Origin of the sequence: Methyloversatilis discipulorum, from assembly GCF_000527135.1 — a bacterium.
GTDB lineage: Bacteria > Pseudomonadota > Gammaproteobacteria > Burkholderiales > Rhodocyclaceae > Methyloversatilis > Methyloversatilis discipulorum.
Window position 1 is genome coordinate 2,801,800 of record NZ_AZUP01000001.1, and the last position, 16,224, is coordinate 2,818,023.

The following is a 16,224-nucleotide window of genomic DNA, read 5'->3' on the forward strand; positions in this document are numbered from 1 at the left end:
TGAAGTGCATGCCCCGGAGGGGGCGACGGATCAGAGCGGGGAGGTGGCAGGCGGCCCGTGCGCACAGGGCTCGGGCGCCGCACCATGGGCCGCGACGCGCAGCGAGGCGGCGCGCAGCACGTGCGACAGATCGGGAACAGCCGGGTCGGGCGCGGCGCCGACAGACAGCTGGATCAGGGAATGGGCAGACAGGCAGTCCGGGCAGACCGGCGCATGCGCCGGGTCCCCGTCGTCCTCGGCGGTCAGCGAGACGCCGGCCGCCGGGACGTGTTCGAAGGCATGGACGAGCGTGACGTGCTGTGCCCCGATCAGGCACAGCAGCAGCATGACGAGCCGCAGCGCGGACAGGCGTCGGAACATCACGCGCCGGGCCCGGCCTCAGTCGCCGTACAGCTTCTGCAGACGTTCGCGGCGCTCCTGCGCCTCGATGGTCAGCGTCGCGGTCGGGCGGGCGAGCAGGCGGCCGATGCCGATCGGCTCGCCGGTTTCGTCGCAATAGCCGTACTCGCCGGCATCGATGCGGTCGATCGCCTGTTCGATCTTCTTCAGCAGCTTGCGCTCGCGGTCGCGCGTGCGCAGTTCCAGCGTGTGCTCCTCTTCGACCGTGGCGCGGTCGGCGGGGTCGGACACATTGTCGACCTCGCGCATGTGCTCCACGGTTTCATCGGCCTTGCGCAGGATGTCGTCGCGCATGCGGGCGAGCAGGTCGCGGAAGAAGGCGAGCTGCGCCTCGTTCATGTAGTCCTTTTCCGGCATCTTCAGGATGTCGGCTTCGGTCAGCGGCTTGTCGGCCTTGCTGGCGTTCTTGGTGGCCATCCGCATGAACTCCCGGGGATTGGAAAGGCGAAGAGGATACCAATGTTTTGGCAAAAAACTGCGTAACGCTTCACTCGATCCTGAGCAGCAGCCCCTTCAGGTACTCGCCCTCGGGAAAAGCCAGCCCCACGGGGTGATCCGCCCCCGCCGACAGACGCTTCAGCACGCGCGCCGACACGCCGGCGTCGGCTGCCGCGTCGGCGACGATCTTCTGGAAGAAATCGACGTCTACGCCACCGGAACAGGAGTAGGTCATCAGCAGGCCGCCCGGCGCCAGCAGCCGGAAACCGAGCAGATTGATGTCCTTGTAGGCGCGCGCCGCCGACTTCGCGTGCGCGGCCGACGGCGCGAATTTCGGCGGATCGAGCACGATCAGGTCGAACTTGCGGCCTTCGGCACGGAAGGTGCGCAGCGCCTGGAACACGTCCGCTTCCAGCCATTCGGCGCGCGCGGCGTCGATCTGCGGGTTGTGGCCGACATTGCGCTGCGCCGTCGCCAGCGCGGGACCGGAGGAATCGATGGACAGCACCGATTCGGCGCCGCCGGCCAGCGCGTGCAGCGAAAAGCCACCGGTGTAGCAGAAGCAGTTCAGCACGCGACGACCGGCGGCCAGTCCACCGCACAGCCGGCGGTTTTCGCGCTGATCGAGGTAGAAGCCCGTCTTGTGGCCGCCGGCCACGTCGATTTCGATGTTCACGTCGCCGGCCACGCCGGGTTCGGCAATCACCGGGAAGGGCGCATCACCGTCGCCGATCAGCCAGCCGCTGCGCGGCTCCAGACCTTCGAGCGCGCGCACGTCCGAATCCGAGCGCTCATAGACGCGTTCGATGCCGGTCGCGCGCACCAGCGCGTCGGCGATGGTGGTGCGCCACTTCTCGCCACCGGCACTGGTGATCTGCAGCACGATCACGTCGGCGTAGCGGTCGGCGATGACGCCAGGCAGACCGTCGGACTCGCCGTGCAGCAGGCGCACACCGCCACGCGGGCCGAATTCGCCGGCCAGCTCCGGCAGGTCACGCCGCTGTTCGACTGCGCGTGCGACGGTGCGGCGGAAGAAGGCGTCGTCAATCGATTCGTCGCCGAAGGTCCACATGCGGGCGCGTATCTGCGACGCCGGCGAGAACGCGGCACGGCCGAGTGCGCGGCCATTGGCCGCCTGCACCAGCACGGTGTCGCCCGGCCGGGCACGACCGTCTAGGCGGTCGACCGAACCGGCGAATATCCACGGGTGACGGCGCATGACCGAGCGCTCACGGCCAGGAGCGAGAATCAGGGTGGCACTCATGTTCTGTCAGTCACGAAGCTACGCTTGCCGAACGGACCGGCTATGCAAGGCCGGCCCTGTGCGAACGCATTAGGGGCGGGGGCAAACGCGCCGCCCGAAGGGCCGACCCGAGGGCGAGCGCAGCCCCCTCGGGGGGCAGCGAACAAAGTGAGCGTGGGGGCCAACACTCTCAGCCGAGTTCGCGGATCAGCGCGGCGCCGAGCAGCTCGCCGATGCGTTCCAGGTAGAGCGTGCCCATGTCCGGCACGAAGCGCGCGGCGTCGTTGGCACCCAGCGCCAGCAGGCCGACCACGCGCGATTCACGGCGCAGCGGCACCAGCGCCATCGACTGCACGACGGGGGCCGCCTCGCCAAACCAGGCGACGACACCAAGGTCGCTCACCGGGCCGCAATAAGGCTGGCGCGCCTCGTTGGCGAACACGCGGATGCGCTCCTCGACCGGCTCGAACACGTCGCCGTCGCGGGTGAGCACGCTGTTCCACAGACGCAGCGCGGTATGCGGCACCGAGAAACCCTCGGACAGCTGTTCGCGCAGCGCGGTCATCACGGCGTCGAAGCTGCCGGCCGTCATCAGCGCGATGGACAGCGCGTGCACGCGCGTCGAAATGACGTCGTTGTCCTCGCCGAAACGCAGCAGCTCGGCCAGTTTCAGCTCCAGCAGCTTGGCCTTCTCGCGCAGCGTCAGGATCTGCCGCTCGGTGATCGAGATGGCGCGCCCGCCGTGCGGGTGCGGCACGTACAGATGGGCGAGCAGATCGTGGTAATCCTCGAAGAACTGCGGGTGGTCCTGCAGGTAACGCGCGACGTCGTCGGCTTTCATGGGGTACTACTCCAGATGGATGTCGGCTTCGAATACGGTGACGGCGGGGCCGGTCATCAGGACAGGCTGGCCCTCGCCGGCCCAGGCGATGTTCAGTTCGCCGCCGCGCGTGCTGACGCGCACCGGACTTTCCAGCAGGTTGCGGACGATGCCGGCCACCACGGCGGCACAGGCGCCGGTGCCGCAGGCCAGCGTTTCGCCAGCGCCGCGCTCGTACACGCGCAGCCTGATGTGGTGTGCATCGACCACCTGCATGAAGCCGGCGTTCACGCGCGCCGGAAAACGCGGGTGCGATTCGATCAGCGGACCCTGCTGCGCCACCGGCGCGTGGTCGACGTCGGCCACCACCTGCACTGCGTGCGGGTTGCCCATCGACACCGCAGTGATCGGCACCGCGCGGCCGGCCACGTCCAGCGGCTGGACGAAGGCGTCGGAATCGGACTGGAAGGGGATGCGCGCCGGCTCGAACACCGGTACGCCCATATTCACCGTCACGTTGATGTCGTCGGCGGCGGTCAGCGTGATCACGCCACTTTTCGTTTCGACGCGGATTTCGCGCTTGTCGGTCAAACCCTGCTCGCGCACGAAACGCACGAAACAGCGCGCGCCGTTGCCGCACTGTTCGACCTCGCCGCCGTCGGCGTTGAAGATGCGGTAGCGGAAATCGACGCCCGGCTGCTGCGCGCGCTCGACCACCAGCAACTGGTCGCAGCCGACGCCGAAATGGCGGTCGGCCAGGAAACGCACCTGGTCCGGGGTCAGATCGACGCGCTGGCGGATCGCGTCGATCACGACGAAATCGTTGCCCAGACCGTGCATCTTGGAAAAACGGAGCTTCATTCAGTCACCATCGAGCTGTAGTCGCGCCAGACGCAGCGGTCCATCACGACGGTCAGGCCAGCCGCCTGCGCGCGCAGCGCCGCCGCCTCGTCGATCACGCCGTCCTGCAGCCACACTGCGGGCAGGCCGAGCGCGATTGCCTGGTCGACGAACGTACCGACGCGGTCGGCGGCGATGAAGAGGTCGACCAGATCGATCTGCCGGCGCAGGTCTTCGGGAATGTCGGCCAGCGAGGCATAGGCCGGCTCGCCCAACACTTCGGTGACTGCCGGTCGCACCGGCACGATGCGCCAGCCGAAACGCTGCATGCCGCGGGCGACGCGATGACTGGGACGGGATGCGTTAGGCGACAGGCCGACCACGGCCACCGTGCGCACGCGGCGCAACAGGTCTGCGATGGCCTGCGGCGCAGGATTCGTAAACATGGTCGTCATTCTACAGGGGCGGGCCGCTGCACACCGGGCGGACACTTGTAGCGCTTGTAGCCCCATATGTACTGCTGCGGATATCGCCGCACCAGCGCCTCGACATTGCGGTTGATCGCCTCGACCCGCTGCGCCGTGTCGCCCTCGACCGGCACGCCGGGTTCGATGAAATGCAGGTGGAAACCGCGCCCGGCCGGCAGGCGCTCGGCGAACACCATGATGGTGCCGGCCGCCATCGCGGTGAGCCGGGCGGCCAGCGTCATCGTGTAGGCAGGGCGGCCGAAGAAATCCGCCCACATGCCTTCGCCGTTGGCCGGCACCTGGTCGGGCAGGATGCCAACCAGCCCGCCGTCCTTGATCGTGCGCAGCAGCCGGCGCACGCCCGATCCGTCGGCCGCCGCCAGCGACACGCCGTCGCCGTCGCGCCCCTGTTCCATCAGCGGGCGCAGCCAGTCCTGGCGCGGTGCGCGGTAGAGCACGGTGATCGGAATGCGCGAACCGATCAGCCGGGCGGCGATCTCGAAGGCGCCCATGTGCGGCGTCAGCAGCACCACGCCGCGGCCGCTGGCGTGCAGGCGCTCGACGTGTTCCCAGCCGCTGACCTCGACCACGCCGGCCACCACGGCCGGCCGCGGCCGCATCCAGATCCACGGCAGTTCGAGCATGGCACGGCCGGAATGGGCGGCCGCCTCGCGGATCAGCGCGGCGTCGGCACCGGGTATGGCCGACGTCAGATTGCGGTCGAACTCGCGCCGGAACCGGGCGGAGCGCGCATGAATCAGACGCCCGGCGACGGCGCCGATCGCCTGCAGCGTGCGCAGCGGAAGGTGGGAAAGCAACCGGAAGGCCCCCATGGCCACCCGGCTCGCGAGGTCTGACATGGAAAAAAGCTGGATTCGCGAAAACGACAGGACGCGGTAGACTACTGTTTCCGCCGAGTTAAACGAGACAACTTGCAGGGCGGATTAAAAATACTGCTAAAGCGTCGCCTGCTCGCTTCCCGGGGCTGGTTCGACGAACCGCAACAGGGAAGTTACAAGGAGCAGGTGCATGTCAGAGTATTTCTTCACGTCTGAGTCAGTGTCCGAAGGTCACCCGGACAAGGTGTCCGACCAGATTTCCGACGCCATCCTCGACGCCATCCTGGCGCAGGACCCGACCGCCCGCGTCGCCGCCGAAACGCTGTGCAATACCGGCCTCGTCGTGCTTGCGGGCGAGATCACCACGACCGCCAACGTCGATTACATCCACGTCGCGCGCGACACCATCAAGCGCATTGGCTATGACAACACCGAGTACGGCATCGACTACAAGGGCTGCGCGGTGCTGGTGGCCTACGACAAGCAGAGCCCGGACATCGCCCAGGGCGTGGACCGCGCCAGCGACGATTACCTGAACCAGGGCGCCGGCGACCAGGGCCTGATGTTCGGCTACGCCTGCGACGAAACGCCGGTGCTGATGCCGCTGGCGCTGCACCTGTCGCACCGCCTGGTCGAGCGCCAGGCCCACCTGCGCAAGGACGGCCGCCTGCCCTGGCTGCGCCCGGACGCCAAGGGCCAGGTCACCATCCGCTACGTCGACGGCAAGCCGGAGCGCATCGACACCGTGGTGCTGTCCACCCAGCACGCGCCGGACATGTCGCTCGAAGCCATCCGCGAAGCGGTGATCGAGGACATCATCAAGCCGGTACTGCCGCCGGAACTGGTCAAGGGCGAAATCAAGTATCTGGTGAACCCGACCGGCCGCTTCGTCATCGGCGGCCCGCAGGGCGACTGCGGCCTGACCGGCCGCAAGATCATCGTCGACACCTACGGCGGTGCCGCACCGCACGGCGGCGGCGCCTTCTCCGGCAAGGATCCGTCCAAGGTGGACCGCTCGGCCGCCTACGCCGGCCGCTACGTGGCGAAGAACATCGTCGCCGCCGGCCTCGCGTCGAAGTGCCAGGTGCAGGTGAGCTACGCCATCGGCGTCGCCCAGCCGACCTCGGTCATGGTCGAAACCTTCGGCACCGGCAAGGTTTCGAACGAGAAGCTGACCGAACTGGTGAAGCGCCACTTCGATCTGCGGCCGAAGGGCATCGTGCAGATGCTCGACCTGCTGCGCCCGATCTACCAGAAGACCGCCGCCTACGGCCATTTCGGCCGCGACGAGCCGGAATTCAGCTGGGAAGCGATCGACAAGGCAGCGGCATTGCGGGCTGACGCGGGCCTCTGACCCGGAAACATCGCCGGGCGCTGACAGAAGGGCCGCGGTGCGGCCCTTTTTTCCGTCCGTCGACGATGCAACGCCAAGCGCTTCGCACCGGAATGAAAAGAGCATGTGCCAGAATTTCCGTTTCGCCCATTGGGTCGCCCTCGCGGCCGGAACGGAGAACTTTTGCGCACGTCGACAACCGCATTCCAAAGCCTGTTCGGCCTGCTCCTCATACTGCTCGGCTGGGGTACGGATGCCGGGGCCGCCGACTACCGCATCACGCCGACGCCTGCCTGGGTAACACCGATATCGCCTGGAAATCGGGCGCAAGTTCCGGTCGGTCAGATCAGCAGCGGCGCCTATTTCCTGCTCGGCGACTTCCAGACACGCAGCGGCCCTGAAGGGCGGACGGAATTCCGCCACTTCGCCACGCAGGCGCTCAACGACCAGGGCGTCGATACGATCGCCAACATCGAACTGCTGTTCGACCCGTCCTACCAGTCGCTGCAGGTGCACGCGCTGGCAGTCATCCGCAACGGTCAGCGGATAGACAAGCTGCGCCGGGCGACCATCCGCGTTCTGCAGCGCGAGAAGGAACTGGAGTACCGCATCTACGACGGGCGCAAGAGCGCACACATCTTCCTCGACGACATCCGGACCGGCGACATCGTCGAGTACGCCTACAGCGTGCATGGCTCGAATCCGGTGTTCGGCGCGCGCGAGTTCGGCAGCCAGTCGCTGCAGTGGGCGGTGCCGATCGAGCGCCTCCACGTCAGGCTGCTGCTGCCGATCGATCGCGACCCGCGCCTGACCGTCCGCAACAGCGCAAGACAGCCGCTCGTCCGCACGACGGCCACCCATCGCGAATACGTGTGGGACGAGTCATCGCTGGCGCCGCTGGCGCTCGAGAACGATGCCCCGGGTTGGTTCGACCCCTACCCCGCACTCGAGTGGAGCGAGTTCGCCGACTGGAATGCCGTCGCGCGCTGGGCTGTCCCGCTTTACCGCCCGCCGGCGCAGCTCGGCCCCTCGCTGCGCGCCAAGGTGCTTTCCATCGAAATCGGTGCCCGCAGCCAGGCCGACAAGGTGCTCGCTGCACTCCGACTGGTGCAGGGCGACGTGCGCTACCTCGGCGTCGAGATCGGCAGCGGCTCCTTCGTGCCATCGCCGCCCGACCGCGTGTATGACCGACGCTTCGGCGACTGCAAGGACAAGACGCTGCTGCTGCTGAGCCTGTTGCACCACATGGGCATCGACGCCCAGGCGGCGCTGGTCAACACCGTGCTGACACGCGGGGTCAGCGACATGGCGCCGAATCCGGCGGCATTCAATCACGTGCTCGTGCATGTGAAGGTCGACGGGCGCAGCTACTGGCTGGACCCGACCCGCGCCCCGCAACCCGGCTCGCTCGACGCCGTGCACCAGCCGGACTTCGGCCTTGCGTTGCTGGTCAGCGATACCTCGCGCGAACTTCTACCGATGCGCCGCGACCCGGCGGCGGCAATCAAGCGACGCATCGACGCACGTTTCGACGCGCGCGACGGCTTCGATCAGCCGGCCCGACTGACCATCACGACGACCAGCGAGGGCCGCGAAGCTGAAGAGGCGCGCAATCTGCTCGCCACGACCAGTCCGGACGCGCTGCAGAAGCAGTACCTGAACTATTACGCGCGCTACTACCCCGGCGTACTCGTGACCCAGGCCATGGCGGTCAGCGACGACACCGAGCACAACCGCATCACGGTGACCGAGTACTACGCCATTCCCGATTTCTGGCCGCTGGACGAAGGCGGCAGTCGCCGCGAAGCCACTTTCTATTCGCCCGAAATGATGGATGTACTGCGGCTGCCTTCATCGACCGTGCGCCATTCGCCGGTGGCCCTGGCGTCGCCGCTGGACGTCACGCTGGTCACCGAAGCCCTGCTGCCGGAATCGTGGCCGATCACGCCCGAAACGACACGGATCGAGGATGCCCACTTCACGCTCGAACGCCATGTAGCGGGTAGCGACCGGCAACTGCTGCTGACCGATCATTTCCGGTCGCACGCCGATCACGTGAAGACGGACGCCATCCCGGCCTATGTCGCCAATCTGGAACGCGCGCGCAATACGCTGGGCTACCGCCTGTTTCACCACCTGAATCCGCCTTCTGCCTCACTTGCCGAGCGCTTCAACTGGATGATCGCGCTGCTGGCAGCGATGGTCACCGGTGCGCTGGCCTGGCTGGCAGTGCGTCTGTACCGCTACGACCCGCCACCTTCAGACTTCACGCCCATCCCGGCACTGACCGGCATCCGCGGATGGCTGCTGCTGCCAGCACTCAGCCTCCTCCTGCTGCCATTCCGGCTGCTTCTCGACTTCCTGCCGGGCATCGATGCGTACTCGGTTTTCACGTGGGCCCATCTGACGCATCCCGGCGGCGCCAACTACGATCCGATGTGGGCGCCCACACTGCTTTTCGAACTGGTGGCCACCCTGAGCCTCGGCACGCTGGCCCTGCTGACGCTGGTGCTCTTCATCAAGCGCCGCAGCAGCACACCCCGCTTCTTCATCGCGCTTGTAGTGGGCCTCGTGATATTGCAATTGATCGACCAAGCGCTCGTGATGGCGCTCCCACTGACAGAGGAAGCCGCCGAAACGGCACGCAATCCGGCCGAATTGATCCAGGCAGTGCTGTCCCTGGCGATCTGGGGCACTTATTTCGTGCGTTCGCGGCGCGTCAAGTCGACATTCACCCGCACCTGGCGCGCGCGTCCGCCGGAAGCGGAACCTTCCTCGCCACCTCCCGACATCGCGCAAGGGCAGCCTGCCGGTTGAGGCCCTGCGCTCACTCCACCGGATGCCTGCCGACGAAGGCATCCACCGAGTTCTCGGCGATGCGGGTCCACAGGTGCTGCTCCGAGCGGAAGCGATTCCACGGTTCAAACACCTTGCGGAAGTTCGGATTGGCGGCGGCGGTTTCGCGGTACAGCGCGAACGCCTCCTTCTGCAGCGCGAGCAGGATGTCGCGCGAGAACATGCGCAGCTGGGCGCCGCCCTCGATCAGCTTCTTCATCGCCGCCGGATTGCGCGCGTCGTAGCGCGCCTGCATGCCGATGTGGGCCGCCGCGCAAGCGGATTCGAGGATCTGCCGGTACTCGGCCGGCAAGGCGTCATACGCCTGCCGATTGACGTAGATGGTCAGCTGCGGGCCGGCTTCGGCCCAGCCCGGGTAGTAGTAATAGGGCGCGACCTTGTAGAAGCCGAGCTTCAGATCGTCGTACGGCCCGACCCACTCGGCGGCGTCGATCGCCCCCTTTTCCAGCGCCGGATAGACGTCGGCGCCCGGAATCTGCTGCGGCACCACGCCCAGCCGTGACACCACCTGACCGGCGTAGCCGCCGATGCGCATCTTCAGGCCCTTGAGGTCGGCCACGCTGCGGATTTCGCGGCGGAACCAGCCGCCCATCTGGGCACCGGTGTTGCCGCAGGGGAAATTGACGACGTTGTAGCCGGCGAACAGCTCGCGCATCAGTGCCATGCCGCCGCCATCGACCAGCCAGGCCGCCTGCTGCCGGCTGTTCAGGCCGAAGGGCATGGCGCAGTCGAAGGCGAAGGTCGGGTCCTTGCCGATGTAGTAGTAGGACGCCGAGTGGCCGCACTCCACCGTGCCCTCGCGCACCGCGTCGAGCACACCGAAGGGCGGCACCAGTTCGTTGGCGGCGAACACCTGGATCTGGAAGCGGCCGCCGGTGGCGGCGCTGACCTGCTGCGCCACCTGCTCGGCGGCGGCATACAGCGCGTCCAGCGCCTTCGGGAAGCTGGACGCCAGCCGCCAGCGGATGGCCGGCTGGGCGCCGACGACCGTCGGTGCGCCGGCAAGCGCGGCGAGTGGCGCCGCTTTCAGGAAGCTGCGCCGGTCGGTCACTCAGGCACCTGCGATGCGCATGCGGTCGATCAACACCGAGCCGCTCTGTTTCGAGCCACGCACCAGCGCGTCGGCGCCGACATCCTGTATGCCCATGAACATGTCGCGCAGATTGCCGGCGATGGTGATTTCCTGCACCGGGTAGGCGATTTCGCCGTTCTCGATCCAGTAGCCGGCGGCGCCGCGCGAATAGTCGCCGGTCACGTAATTGACGCCGTGGCCCAGCAGTTCGGTCACCAGCAGGCCGCGCTTGATGCCGCGGATCAGCTCCTGCAGGCTCTTCTTGCCGGACTGCAGGATGAGGTTGTGCGAGCCGCCGGCGTTGCCGGTGGTTTCCATGCCCAGCTTGCGCGCCGAGTAGGTGCTGAGGAAATAGCCGTTCAGCACGCCGCCCTGTACCACTTCGCGGTCACGCGTGGCGACACCGTCGTCGTCGAACATGCCGGAGCCCATCGCGCCCGGCAGGTGCGGCCGTTCGGAAATATTGATGTGCTTCGGGAAGATCTGCTTGCCCAGACTGTCGAGCAGGAAGGAGGACTTGCGGTAGAGCGCGCCGCCGCTGGTCGCCTGCACGAAATGGCCGAGCAGGCCGATGGCTAGCGGCGCTTCGAACAGCACCGGCACGCGGGTCGTCTTGACGCGCCGTGCGCCGAGCCTCGACAGCGCGCGGCGCGCGGCGTAGTCGCCGATCGCCTCCGGTGCCGGCAGGTCGTGCGCGTTGCGGCGGCTGGCGTACCAGTCTTCGCGCTGCATGCCATCGCCTTCGCCGGCGATGACCGAGCAGCTGATGTACTGCCGCGTGCTGGCGTAGCCGGCCATGAAGCCCAGGCTGTTGGCGGAAATGAATTGCGACTGCTGGGCCGACACCGAAGCGCCTTCCGAATTGCGGACGTCCGGCGACAGGCCGAAGGCCGCGTCCTCACAGCGGCGGGCGAGGTCGATCGCCTGTTCGACCGGCAGTTCCCACGGGTGGAACAGGTCGAGGTCGCGGAACTCGGTGGCCAGCAGCGACTTGTCCGGCAGGCCAGCCGCGTCGTCCTCGGCGGTAAAGCGGGCGATCGACAGTGCGGCATCGACGGTGGCGCGCATCGCGTCCAGCGAAAAATCGCTCGAACTGGCGTAGCCGCGGCGCTGGCCGACATAGACGGTGACACCTATGCCCTTGTCGCGGTTGTACTCGATGGTTTCGACCTCGCCGCGGCGCACGGTGACCGACTGGCCGAAGCCTTCGGACACATCGACTTCGGCGGCGGTCGCGCCGCCGGCGCGGGCATGATCGAGAAGCTGTTGCGCGATATCGCGCATGCTGGCGTCGGTATAGCTGAAACCCTGTCGGGACATGGCGGATTCGTGGTCGGGCAAAGGCTGCAATAATAGCCGCTTGCCACGCTCTGCCCCGTCCTCTGTATCCCAATGCGCCCCAAATCGATATCCACCACCGAAAACCCCGACGATCAGGATCTGCCGGACCGTCCGAGCAAGAGCCAGAGGAAGCGCGACGCCCATGTGCTGCAGGACATCGGTACGCAGCTGGTCGCGCTGTCGGCCGAACAGATCAAGCGCATCGACATGCCGGAGAACCTGCGCATCGCCATCACCGAGGCGCAGCGCACGCGCAGCCATGAAGGCCTGCGCCGGCAGATGCAATACGTCGGCAAGGTGATGCGCGGCATCGACACCGCGCCGCTGACCGAAGCGCTGGACGCCATCCACGGCCGCTCCGCCCGCGCCGTCGCGCGCGAACAGATGCTGGAACGCATGCGCGAACGGCTGATCGCCGACGAACAGGTGCTGGGCGACATCGCCGCCCAGTGGCCGGGGGCCGACCTGACCCATCTGCGCACGCTGCGTCGCAACGTGCTGCGCGAACGCGAACTGAACAAGCCGCCGCGCGCCTTCCGCGAAATCTTCCGCGTGCTGCGTCAGCTCGACAACGCGCAGAGCGGCGAAGAGGACATCGAACCCGAACAGGACGAAAACGACGATGAGTGACACACAGGATCTGCTGACGGTCGGCCTGGTTTCCGTTTCCGACCGCGCATCGAGCGGCGTCTACCAGGACCAGGGCATCCCGGCACTGAAGGAGTGGCTGTCGGCCGCGCTGAAGAACCCGGTCATGTTCGAAACGCGGCTGATCCCGGACGAACAGCCGCAGATCGAGGCGACACTGATCGAACTGTGCGACAGCGCCGGCTGCGATCTGGTGCTGACCACCGGCGGCACCGGCCCCGCGCCGCGCGACGTGACGCCGGACGCCACCGTCGCCGTGGCAGACCGCGTGATGCCCGGTTTCGGCGAGCAGATGCGGCAAATCAGCCTGCGCTTCGTGCCGACCGCCATCCTGTCGCGGCAAACTGGCGTGATCCGCGGCAGGACGCTCATCCTCAATCTGCCGGGCCAGCCGAAGTCGATCAAGGAAACGCTGGAAGGCGTCAAGGACGCCGACGGCAACCCGCTCGTAGCCGGCATCTTCGCCGCCGTGCCCTACTGCATCGACCTGATAGGCGGGCCTTACATCGAGACCGACGACAGCGTGGTCAAGGCCTTCCGTCCGAAATCAGCGATCCGCCCGACGAAAGCCTGAATCGGCCGAGACCCGTCGCATGCTCCTGCGCTGAAGGCAGCGACCCGCACGCGCCAAATCGCGACCAAAGGTCGCTCCCACAAAAATGCGCTCCCGATCGGCGGGCGGACCTGACATTTGTGGGAGCGAGCTTGCTCGCGATTCCACTGTATCGAGGCTCGCGGCCGTCATGCGCTGCACGGCAGCCAGAAGGCGCGTGCAGGAACGCGCGCAGCGCCGATCACCGAACCAGAAACGGCAGATTGGCCGTCGCCACCTTGCCGGTCCGGTCCGTCACCGTGATGAACAGCCGGTAGGCGCCGGGCACGGCCGGCGCGATGAAGCGCACGCTGCGCGCGTCGGCGTGCAGCACGCGCACCGGGACGTGGGGCGGCACGACCTCTTCGTCACCGCCGAGGCGCAGATCGGTGGCTTCGGCCCACACCGTCCATTCGGTCTTCAACGCCGAACCATCGGACGACTGCGCATCGACGCCCGCCGACACCTCGCCCCCGGTCGGAAACTCGTCGGCTGCAATACCGATGCCGAGAATACGTGGCGCAAGCACTTGCGGCGGGCGGCCCCACGCGTCCGCCAGCGCATCGGTCATTGCGGTCGGCCTGCCGACGTCGAGCAGGCTGTGCCAGGTCGCGGTCTGTTCCTGTTTCTCGCCCCACAGGAAGGGAAAGGCAGCGACGATCTGCGGCTGACGAGAGACGAAAGCCAGCGCATCGCGATAGAAGTCGGCCTTCTGCGTGCTGGTGAGCTCCACCGGCGCGCCCCAGGGTTTGCGCCCGGCCTGCCACTGACCGAGCGGACCCAGCTCGGTCACCAGCACCGGCTTCGTGATGCCCAGCCGCTGCAGGCGGGCCGGCAGTTCGAAGATGGAACCGCCATACAGATTCAAGCCCAACATATCGACATCGGGACAGCAGCCGGCAAGCGGCGCCAGCCATGCGTCGCTGTTGTCGGCAACCACCATGACGGTCGGGTGTTTCGCGTCGAGCGCCTTCACCAGCGCGGCGACGCGGTTCACTTCGTTCCATAGCGGTCGCGGATCGCCGACGCCGGTCTCGATCTCGTTGCCGATCCCCCAGGCGAGCAGCGCCGGGTGCTCACGGTAGCGCCGCACGAAATCCGCGATCCGCGCGTCCTGGGCGGCGACGAGCCGAGCGTCGCGGTAGTTGAATCCGTGCCGCGGATGGCCGAGCCACAGCCCCATCACCACCTTCATGCCCATCGTCTGCGCCGCATCCAGCACCCAGGCGTCGCTCTCGCGATAGACGCGCACCACGCGCGCGCCGGCATCGGCCAGCTTCTGCAGCGCGGCGCGGTCGCCTTCGAAAGCGGCACCCTGCCAGGCCGGATCGGCGGCGCGACCCGGCAGCGGCAGGCACAGCAGTGCGATCAGCGCGAGCAGGGACAGCGCCCGGGAGAATTCACGGAATGCCATATATATATGCACGACGCCGCCAACCGGCGGCCACGAAGCTGAGAGGCGCTACGCCGTCCCGTGTTCCCGCCCTGCCCTCAGGCGGGCTGAGTCAGCGTCATCAGAATGTCCGCATACCAGGCGCAGTTCAGGCCCAGCGCCTCGTCCATCTTGAGATCGCGCGTGCCGACATCGAGCCGTGCCGAGTGCACGCCAAGCAGCATCCACGGCAGGTCGCCGAGCGTGGCGGGATCGTCGGGCACGCGCATCACCACTGGGGCGCCGCTGATGCCGCGGTGGGTGCGGGCGTCGGTCAGGAAATAGCCTTCGCCCTGGAAACGCAGACCGAAGGACGAGGCGATGCCGGCCTGACGCACCACCGGCATGTGGTGCAACGTGTCGTGGAAGCCGAGCGGGAAACCGACCACCAGCAGCGAACTGCCGACTTCGATGCGATCGAGGTCGGCCGACAGGTGGGCCGGCGTGAAGGCGCGCCAGACTGCCGTCGGCGGCAGCGCGGCGCGGTCCAGTTCGATCAGTGCGACGTCGATGGCGCCGGCGCGGTCGGCGCCCTGGCGCCACAGGCTCTTGCCGTTGCGATAGAGCGGGATCGAGAAGCCGGTCGAGCGCGCCATGTTGGCGGCGTCGATGTGCAGTTCGATCTCGATGCGGTCGGGAAAGTGACGACTCGGCTGATCGACCAGCACGTGGCGACTGGTCACCAGGTAGAGCCGCCCGTCGCGTTCGAAGAAGAAGCCGCTGGCGTTGGTGAGCGCGCGTGCGCCATCGAAAGTGCAGATGCGCGCAGCGGCGAGAAGAATGGGTTCTATCATCAGATTCGGCGGCATGAAACGGCCCTCATTGTGAACGTCTTCGGCAGATATCCCGGCAGAAAGCCCGCAATCGGTGCATAGTGTCGGCCGGCGCCGCACGGTTTCATCGACTCCGGCCGCGTCGTCACTGCAGTTTTCCGGTTTCCTTCTCGCACAGACCTCGTCGTCGGCGACCCGAATCCCGTCGCATCCCAAAGCGATCCCGCAGTCAGCCCCCTGACGCTCCACGGCCCGCGCGCCTGCGGCCCGGCGTCCACTTTTCACGCCCACCCGGGAGAGCCGCAATGGCCAAGGAAGAACTGATCGACATGAACGGCGTAGTGACGGAAGTCCTGCCCGATTCGCGCTACCGCGTCACGCTGGAGAACGGCCACATGGTGGTCGCCTACACCTGCGGCAAGATGCGCAAGCACCACATCCGCATCATCGCCGGCGACAAGGTGTCGCTGGAAATGTCGCCCTACGACTTCAGCAAGGGACGCATCACTTTCCGTCACATCGAAGGCCGTGGCGCCACGTCCGCACCGGCACGCCGCACGCATTGAGCCCCTGCTGCGCGGTCAGCGCCCGCGCATCTTGCGGCGCTTTTCGTGCAGTTCCTGCGCCTCGACCGACATCGTCGCGGTCGGCCGCGCCAGTAGCCGGGCGAGACCTATCGGCTCGCCGGTGAATTCGCACCAGCCGTAACTGCCGTCGTCGATGCGCGCCAGCGCCTCGTCTATCGTGTGCAGGTGCTTGCGTTCGCGATCGCGTACGCGCAATTCCAGCGAATGATCCTCCTCCAGCGACGCGCGGTCCGACGGGTCGGGCGTGCGCTCGAACTCGTGCAGGTGCTGCGTCGTTTCATGCGCCGACTGCAGCAGCGCGTCGCGCTCGGCGAGCAATCGCTGCCGGAAGAAGGCGAGTTGCTCCGGCGACATGTATTCCGACGGCGGGGATGCGAGCAGGCGGGCTTCGGCGTCCGCCTCGGCAAGGAGGGTAGCGCTCATGGTACGGGCCTTCCGGGTGAGCGGTGGATGGGCGCACGCAGCGGTGCGTGCCCGCCGGCCGCCGCGGGAATCGGCGATCCGGTGCACTAAAGATACACGTCCCGGATGACGGCGGTGCGCA

At 67.3% G+C, this 16,224-nt stretch carries 17 protein-coding genes; 5 read left to right on the top strand and 12 right to left on the bottom strand.

From position 1 onward, the window contains the following. Positions 1 to 30: 30 nt before the first annotated feature. The 7 genes from METFAM1_RS0113050 to METFAM1_RS0113080 form a co-directional block, all read right to left on the bottom strand. Entirely contained in the window at positions 31 to 360 is a 330-nt protein-coding gene (locus METFAM1_RS0113050; RefSeq protein ID WP_019915759.1) for a hypothetical protein, read from the bottom strand. Positions 361 to 378: 18 nt separating this feature from the next. Then, complete coding sequence (dksA, locus tag METFAM1_RS0113055) at positions 379 to 816, bottom strand: RNA polymerase-binding protein DksA (protein ID WP_019915761.1); 438 nt, start codon at positions 814 to 816, stop codon at positions 379 to 381. A 70-nt stretch (positions 817 to 886) separates the two neighbouring features. After that, positions 887 to 2,101, bottom strand: a complete 1,215-nt coding sequence (locus METFAM1_RS0113060; RefSeq protein WP_019915762.1) for a class I SAM-dependent rRNA methyltransferase — start codon at positions 2,099 to 2,101, stop codon at positions 887 to 889. Between the two features lie 169 nt (positions 2,102 to 2,270). Continuing rightward, positions 2,271 to 2,921, bottom strand: a complete 651-nt coding sequence (locus METFAM1_RS0113065) for a DUF484 family protein (protein ID WP_019915764.1) — start codon at positions 2,919 to 2,921, stop codon at positions 2,271 to 2,273. A 6-nt stretch (positions 2,922 to 2,927) separates the two neighbouring features. Then, positions 2,928 to 3,761: a diaminopimelate epimerase gene (gene dapF, locus METFAM1_RS0113070; protein WP_019915765.1), complete on the bottom strand. Its 834-nt coding sequence runs from the start codon at positions 3,759 to 3,761 to the stop codon at positions 2,928 to 2,930. Continuing rightward, positions 3,758 to 4,195, bottom strand: a complete 438-nt coding sequence (locus METFAM1_RS0113075) for a CoA-binding protein (protein WP_019915767.1) — start codon at positions 4,193 to 4,195, stop codon at positions 3,758 to 3,760. The genes dapF and METFAM1_RS0113075 overlap by 4 nt, the downstream gene beginning before the upstream one ends. Next, complete coding sequence (locus tag METFAM1_RS0113080; RefSeq protein WP_036271712.1) at positions 4,192 to 5,067, bottom strand: lysophospholipid acyltransferase family protein; 876 nt, start codon at positions 5,065 to 5,067, stop codon at positions 4,192 to 4,194. The genes METFAM1_RS0113075 and METFAM1_RS0113080 overlap by 4 nt, the downstream gene beginning before the upstream one ends. A 169-nt stretch (positions 5,068 to 5,236) precedes the next feature. Between METFAM1_RS0113080 and metK the strand changes: the two genes are divergently transcribed. After that, positions 5,237 to 6,400, top strand: coding sequence for a methionine adenosyltransferase (gene metK / locus METFAM1_RS0113085; protein WP_024300688.1), 1,164 nt, complete (start codon positions 5,237 to 5,239; stop codon positions 6,398 to 6,400). A 162-nt stretch (positions 6,401 to 6,562) separates the two neighbouring features. Continuing rightward, positions 6,563 to 9,196 (top strand): DUF3857 domain-containing protein, encoded by a 2,634-nt coding sequence (locus tag METFAM1_RS0113090; RefSeq protein ID WP_019915771.1) that lies wholly within the window; start codon positions 6,563 to 6,565, stop codon positions 9,194 to 9,196. A 10-nt stretch (positions 9,197 to 9,206) separates the two neighbouring features. Here METFAM1_RS0113090 and METFAM1_RS0113095 read toward each other — a convergent pair whose 3' ends face one another. After that, positions 9,207 to 10,286, bottom strand: coding sequence for a TRAP transporter substrate-binding protein (locus METFAM1_RS0113095; protein ID WP_019915772.1), 1,080 nt, complete (start codon positions 10,284 to 10,286; stop codon positions 9,207 to 9,209). After that, positions 10,287 to 11,627, bottom strand: coding sequence for a metalloprotease PmbA (gene pmbA, locus METFAM1_RS0113100; protein ID WP_019915773.1), 1,341 nt, complete (start codon positions 11,625 to 11,627; stop codon positions 10,287 to 10,289). It lies immediately after the preceding gene. A gap of 72 nt (positions 11,628 to 11,699) precedes the next feature. Between pmbA and yjgA the strand changes: the two genes are divergently transcribed. Next, entirely contained in the window at positions 11,700 to 12,278 is a 579-nt protein-coding gene (yjgA, locus tag METFAM1_RS0113105) for a ribosome biogenesis factor YjgA (RefSeq protein WP_019915774.1), read from the top strand. After that, positions 12,271 to 12,870 (top strand): molybdopterin adenylyltransferase, encoded by a 600-nt coding sequence (gene mog / locus METFAM1_RS0113110; protein ID WP_019915775.1) that lies wholly within the window; start codon positions 12,271 to 12,273, stop codon positions 12,868 to 12,870. The genes yjgA and mog overlap by 8 nt, the downstream gene beginning before the upstream one ends. Positions 12,871 to 13,090: 220 nt before the next feature. On the opposite strand, the gene METFAM1_RS0113115 is transcribed toward mog, so the two are convergent. Beyond that, positions 13,091 to 14,302 carry a glycoside hydrolase 5 family protein gene (locus METFAM1_RS0113115; protein WP_019915776.1) on the bottom strand — a complete coding sequence of 404 codons (1,212 nt, stop codon included), beginning with the start codon at positions 14,300 to 14,302 and terminating at the stop codon, positions 13,091 to 13,093. 77 nt (positions 14,303 to 14,379) lie between these two features. After that, a complete protein-coding gene (locus METFAM1_RS0113120; RefSeq protein ID WP_019915777.1) occupies positions 14,380 to 15,129 on the bottom strand; it encodes a trypsin-like peptidase domain-containing protein in 750 nt (249 codons plus the stop codon). 269 nt (positions 15,130 to 15,398) lie between these two features. On the opposite strand from METFAM1_RS0113120, the gene infA reads away from it, so the two are divergent. Then, on the top strand, positions 15,399 to 15,659 hold the full coding sequence (gene infA, locus METFAM1_RS0113125) for a translation initiation factor IF-1 (RefSeq protein WP_019915778.1): 261 nt from the start codon (positions 15,399 to 15,401) through the stop codon (positions 15,657 to 15,659). 15 nt (positions 15,660 to 15,674) lie between these two features. Here the strand turns inward: infA and dksA (METFAM1_RS0113130) are convergent, their stop codons facing one another. Next, on the bottom strand, positions 15,675 to 16,103 hold the full coding sequence (gene dksA / locus METFAM1_RS0113130; RefSeq protein WP_019915780.1) for an RNA polymerase-binding protein DksA: 429 nt from the start codon (positions 16,101 to 16,103) through the stop codon (positions 15,675 to 15,677). Between the last annotated feature and the right edge of the window lie 121 nt (positions 16,104 to 16,224).

What these genes read in the sequence shown, in the direction of transcription:
- METFAM1_RS0113050 (WP_019915759.1), bottom strand. Translation starts at nt 360, where the DNA reads ATGTTCCGACGCCTGTCCGCGCTGCGGCTCGTCATGCTGCTGCTGTGC.
- dksA (WP_019915761.1), bottom strand. Translation starts at nt 816, where the DNA reads ATGGCCACCAAGAACGCCAGCAAGGCCGACAAGCCGCTGACCGAAGCC.
- METFAM1_RS0113060 (WP_019915762.1), bottom strand. Translation starts at nt 2,101, where the DNA reads ATGAGTGCCACCCTGATTCTCGCTCCTGGCCGTGAGCGCTCGGTCATG.
- METFAM1_RS0113065 (WP_019915764.1), bottom strand. Translation starts at nt 2,921, where the DNA reads ATGAAAGCCGACGACGTCGCGCGTTACCTGCAGGACCACCCGCAGTTC.
- dapF (WP_019915765.1), bottom strand. Translation starts at nt 3,761, where the DNA reads ATGAAGCTCCGTTTTTCCAAGATGCACGGTCTGGGCAACGATTTCGTC.
- METFAM1_RS0113075 (WP_019915767.1), bottom strand. Translation starts at nt 4,195, where the DNA reads ATGACGACCATGTTTACGAATCCTGCGCCGCAGGCCATCGCAGACCTG.
- METFAM1_RS0113080 (WP_036271712.1), bottom strand. Translation starts at nt 5,067, where the DNA reads ATGTCAGACCTCGCGAGCCGGGTGGCCATGGGGGCCTTCCGGTTGCTT.
- metK (WP_024300688.1), top strand. Translation starts at nt 5,237, where the DNA reads ATGTCAGAGTATTTCTTCACGTCTGAGTCAGTGTCCGAAGGTCACCCG.
- pmbA (WP_019915773.1), bottom strand. Translation starts at nt 11,627, where the DNA reads ATGTCCCGACAGGGTTTCAGCTATACCGACGCCAGCATGCGCGATATC.
- yjgA (WP_019915774.1), top strand. Translation starts at nt 11,700, where the DNA reads ATGCGCCCCAAATCGATATCCACCACCGAAAACCCCGACGATCAGGAT.
- mog (WP_019915775.1), top strand. Translation starts at nt 12,271, where the DNA reads ATGAGTGACACACAGGATCTGCTGACGGTCGGCCTGGTTTCCGTTTCC.
- METFAM1_RS0113115 (WP_019915776.1), bottom strand. Translation starts at nt 14,302, where the DNA reads ATGGCATTCCGTGAATTCTCCCGGGCGCTGTCCCTGCTCGCGCTGATC.
- METFAM1_RS0113120 (WP_019915777.1), bottom strand. Translation starts at nt 15,129, where the DNA reads ATGCCGCCGAATCTGATGATAGAACCCATTCTTCTCGCCGCTGCGCGC.
- infA (WP_019915778.1), top strand. Translation starts at nt 15,399, where the DNA reads ATGGCCAAGGAAGAACTGATCGACATGAACGGCGTAGTGACGGAAGTC.
- dksA (WP_019915780.1), bottom strand. Translation starts at nt 16,103, where the DNA reads ATGAGCGCTACCCTCCTTGCCGAGGCGGACGCCGAAGCCCGCCTGCTC.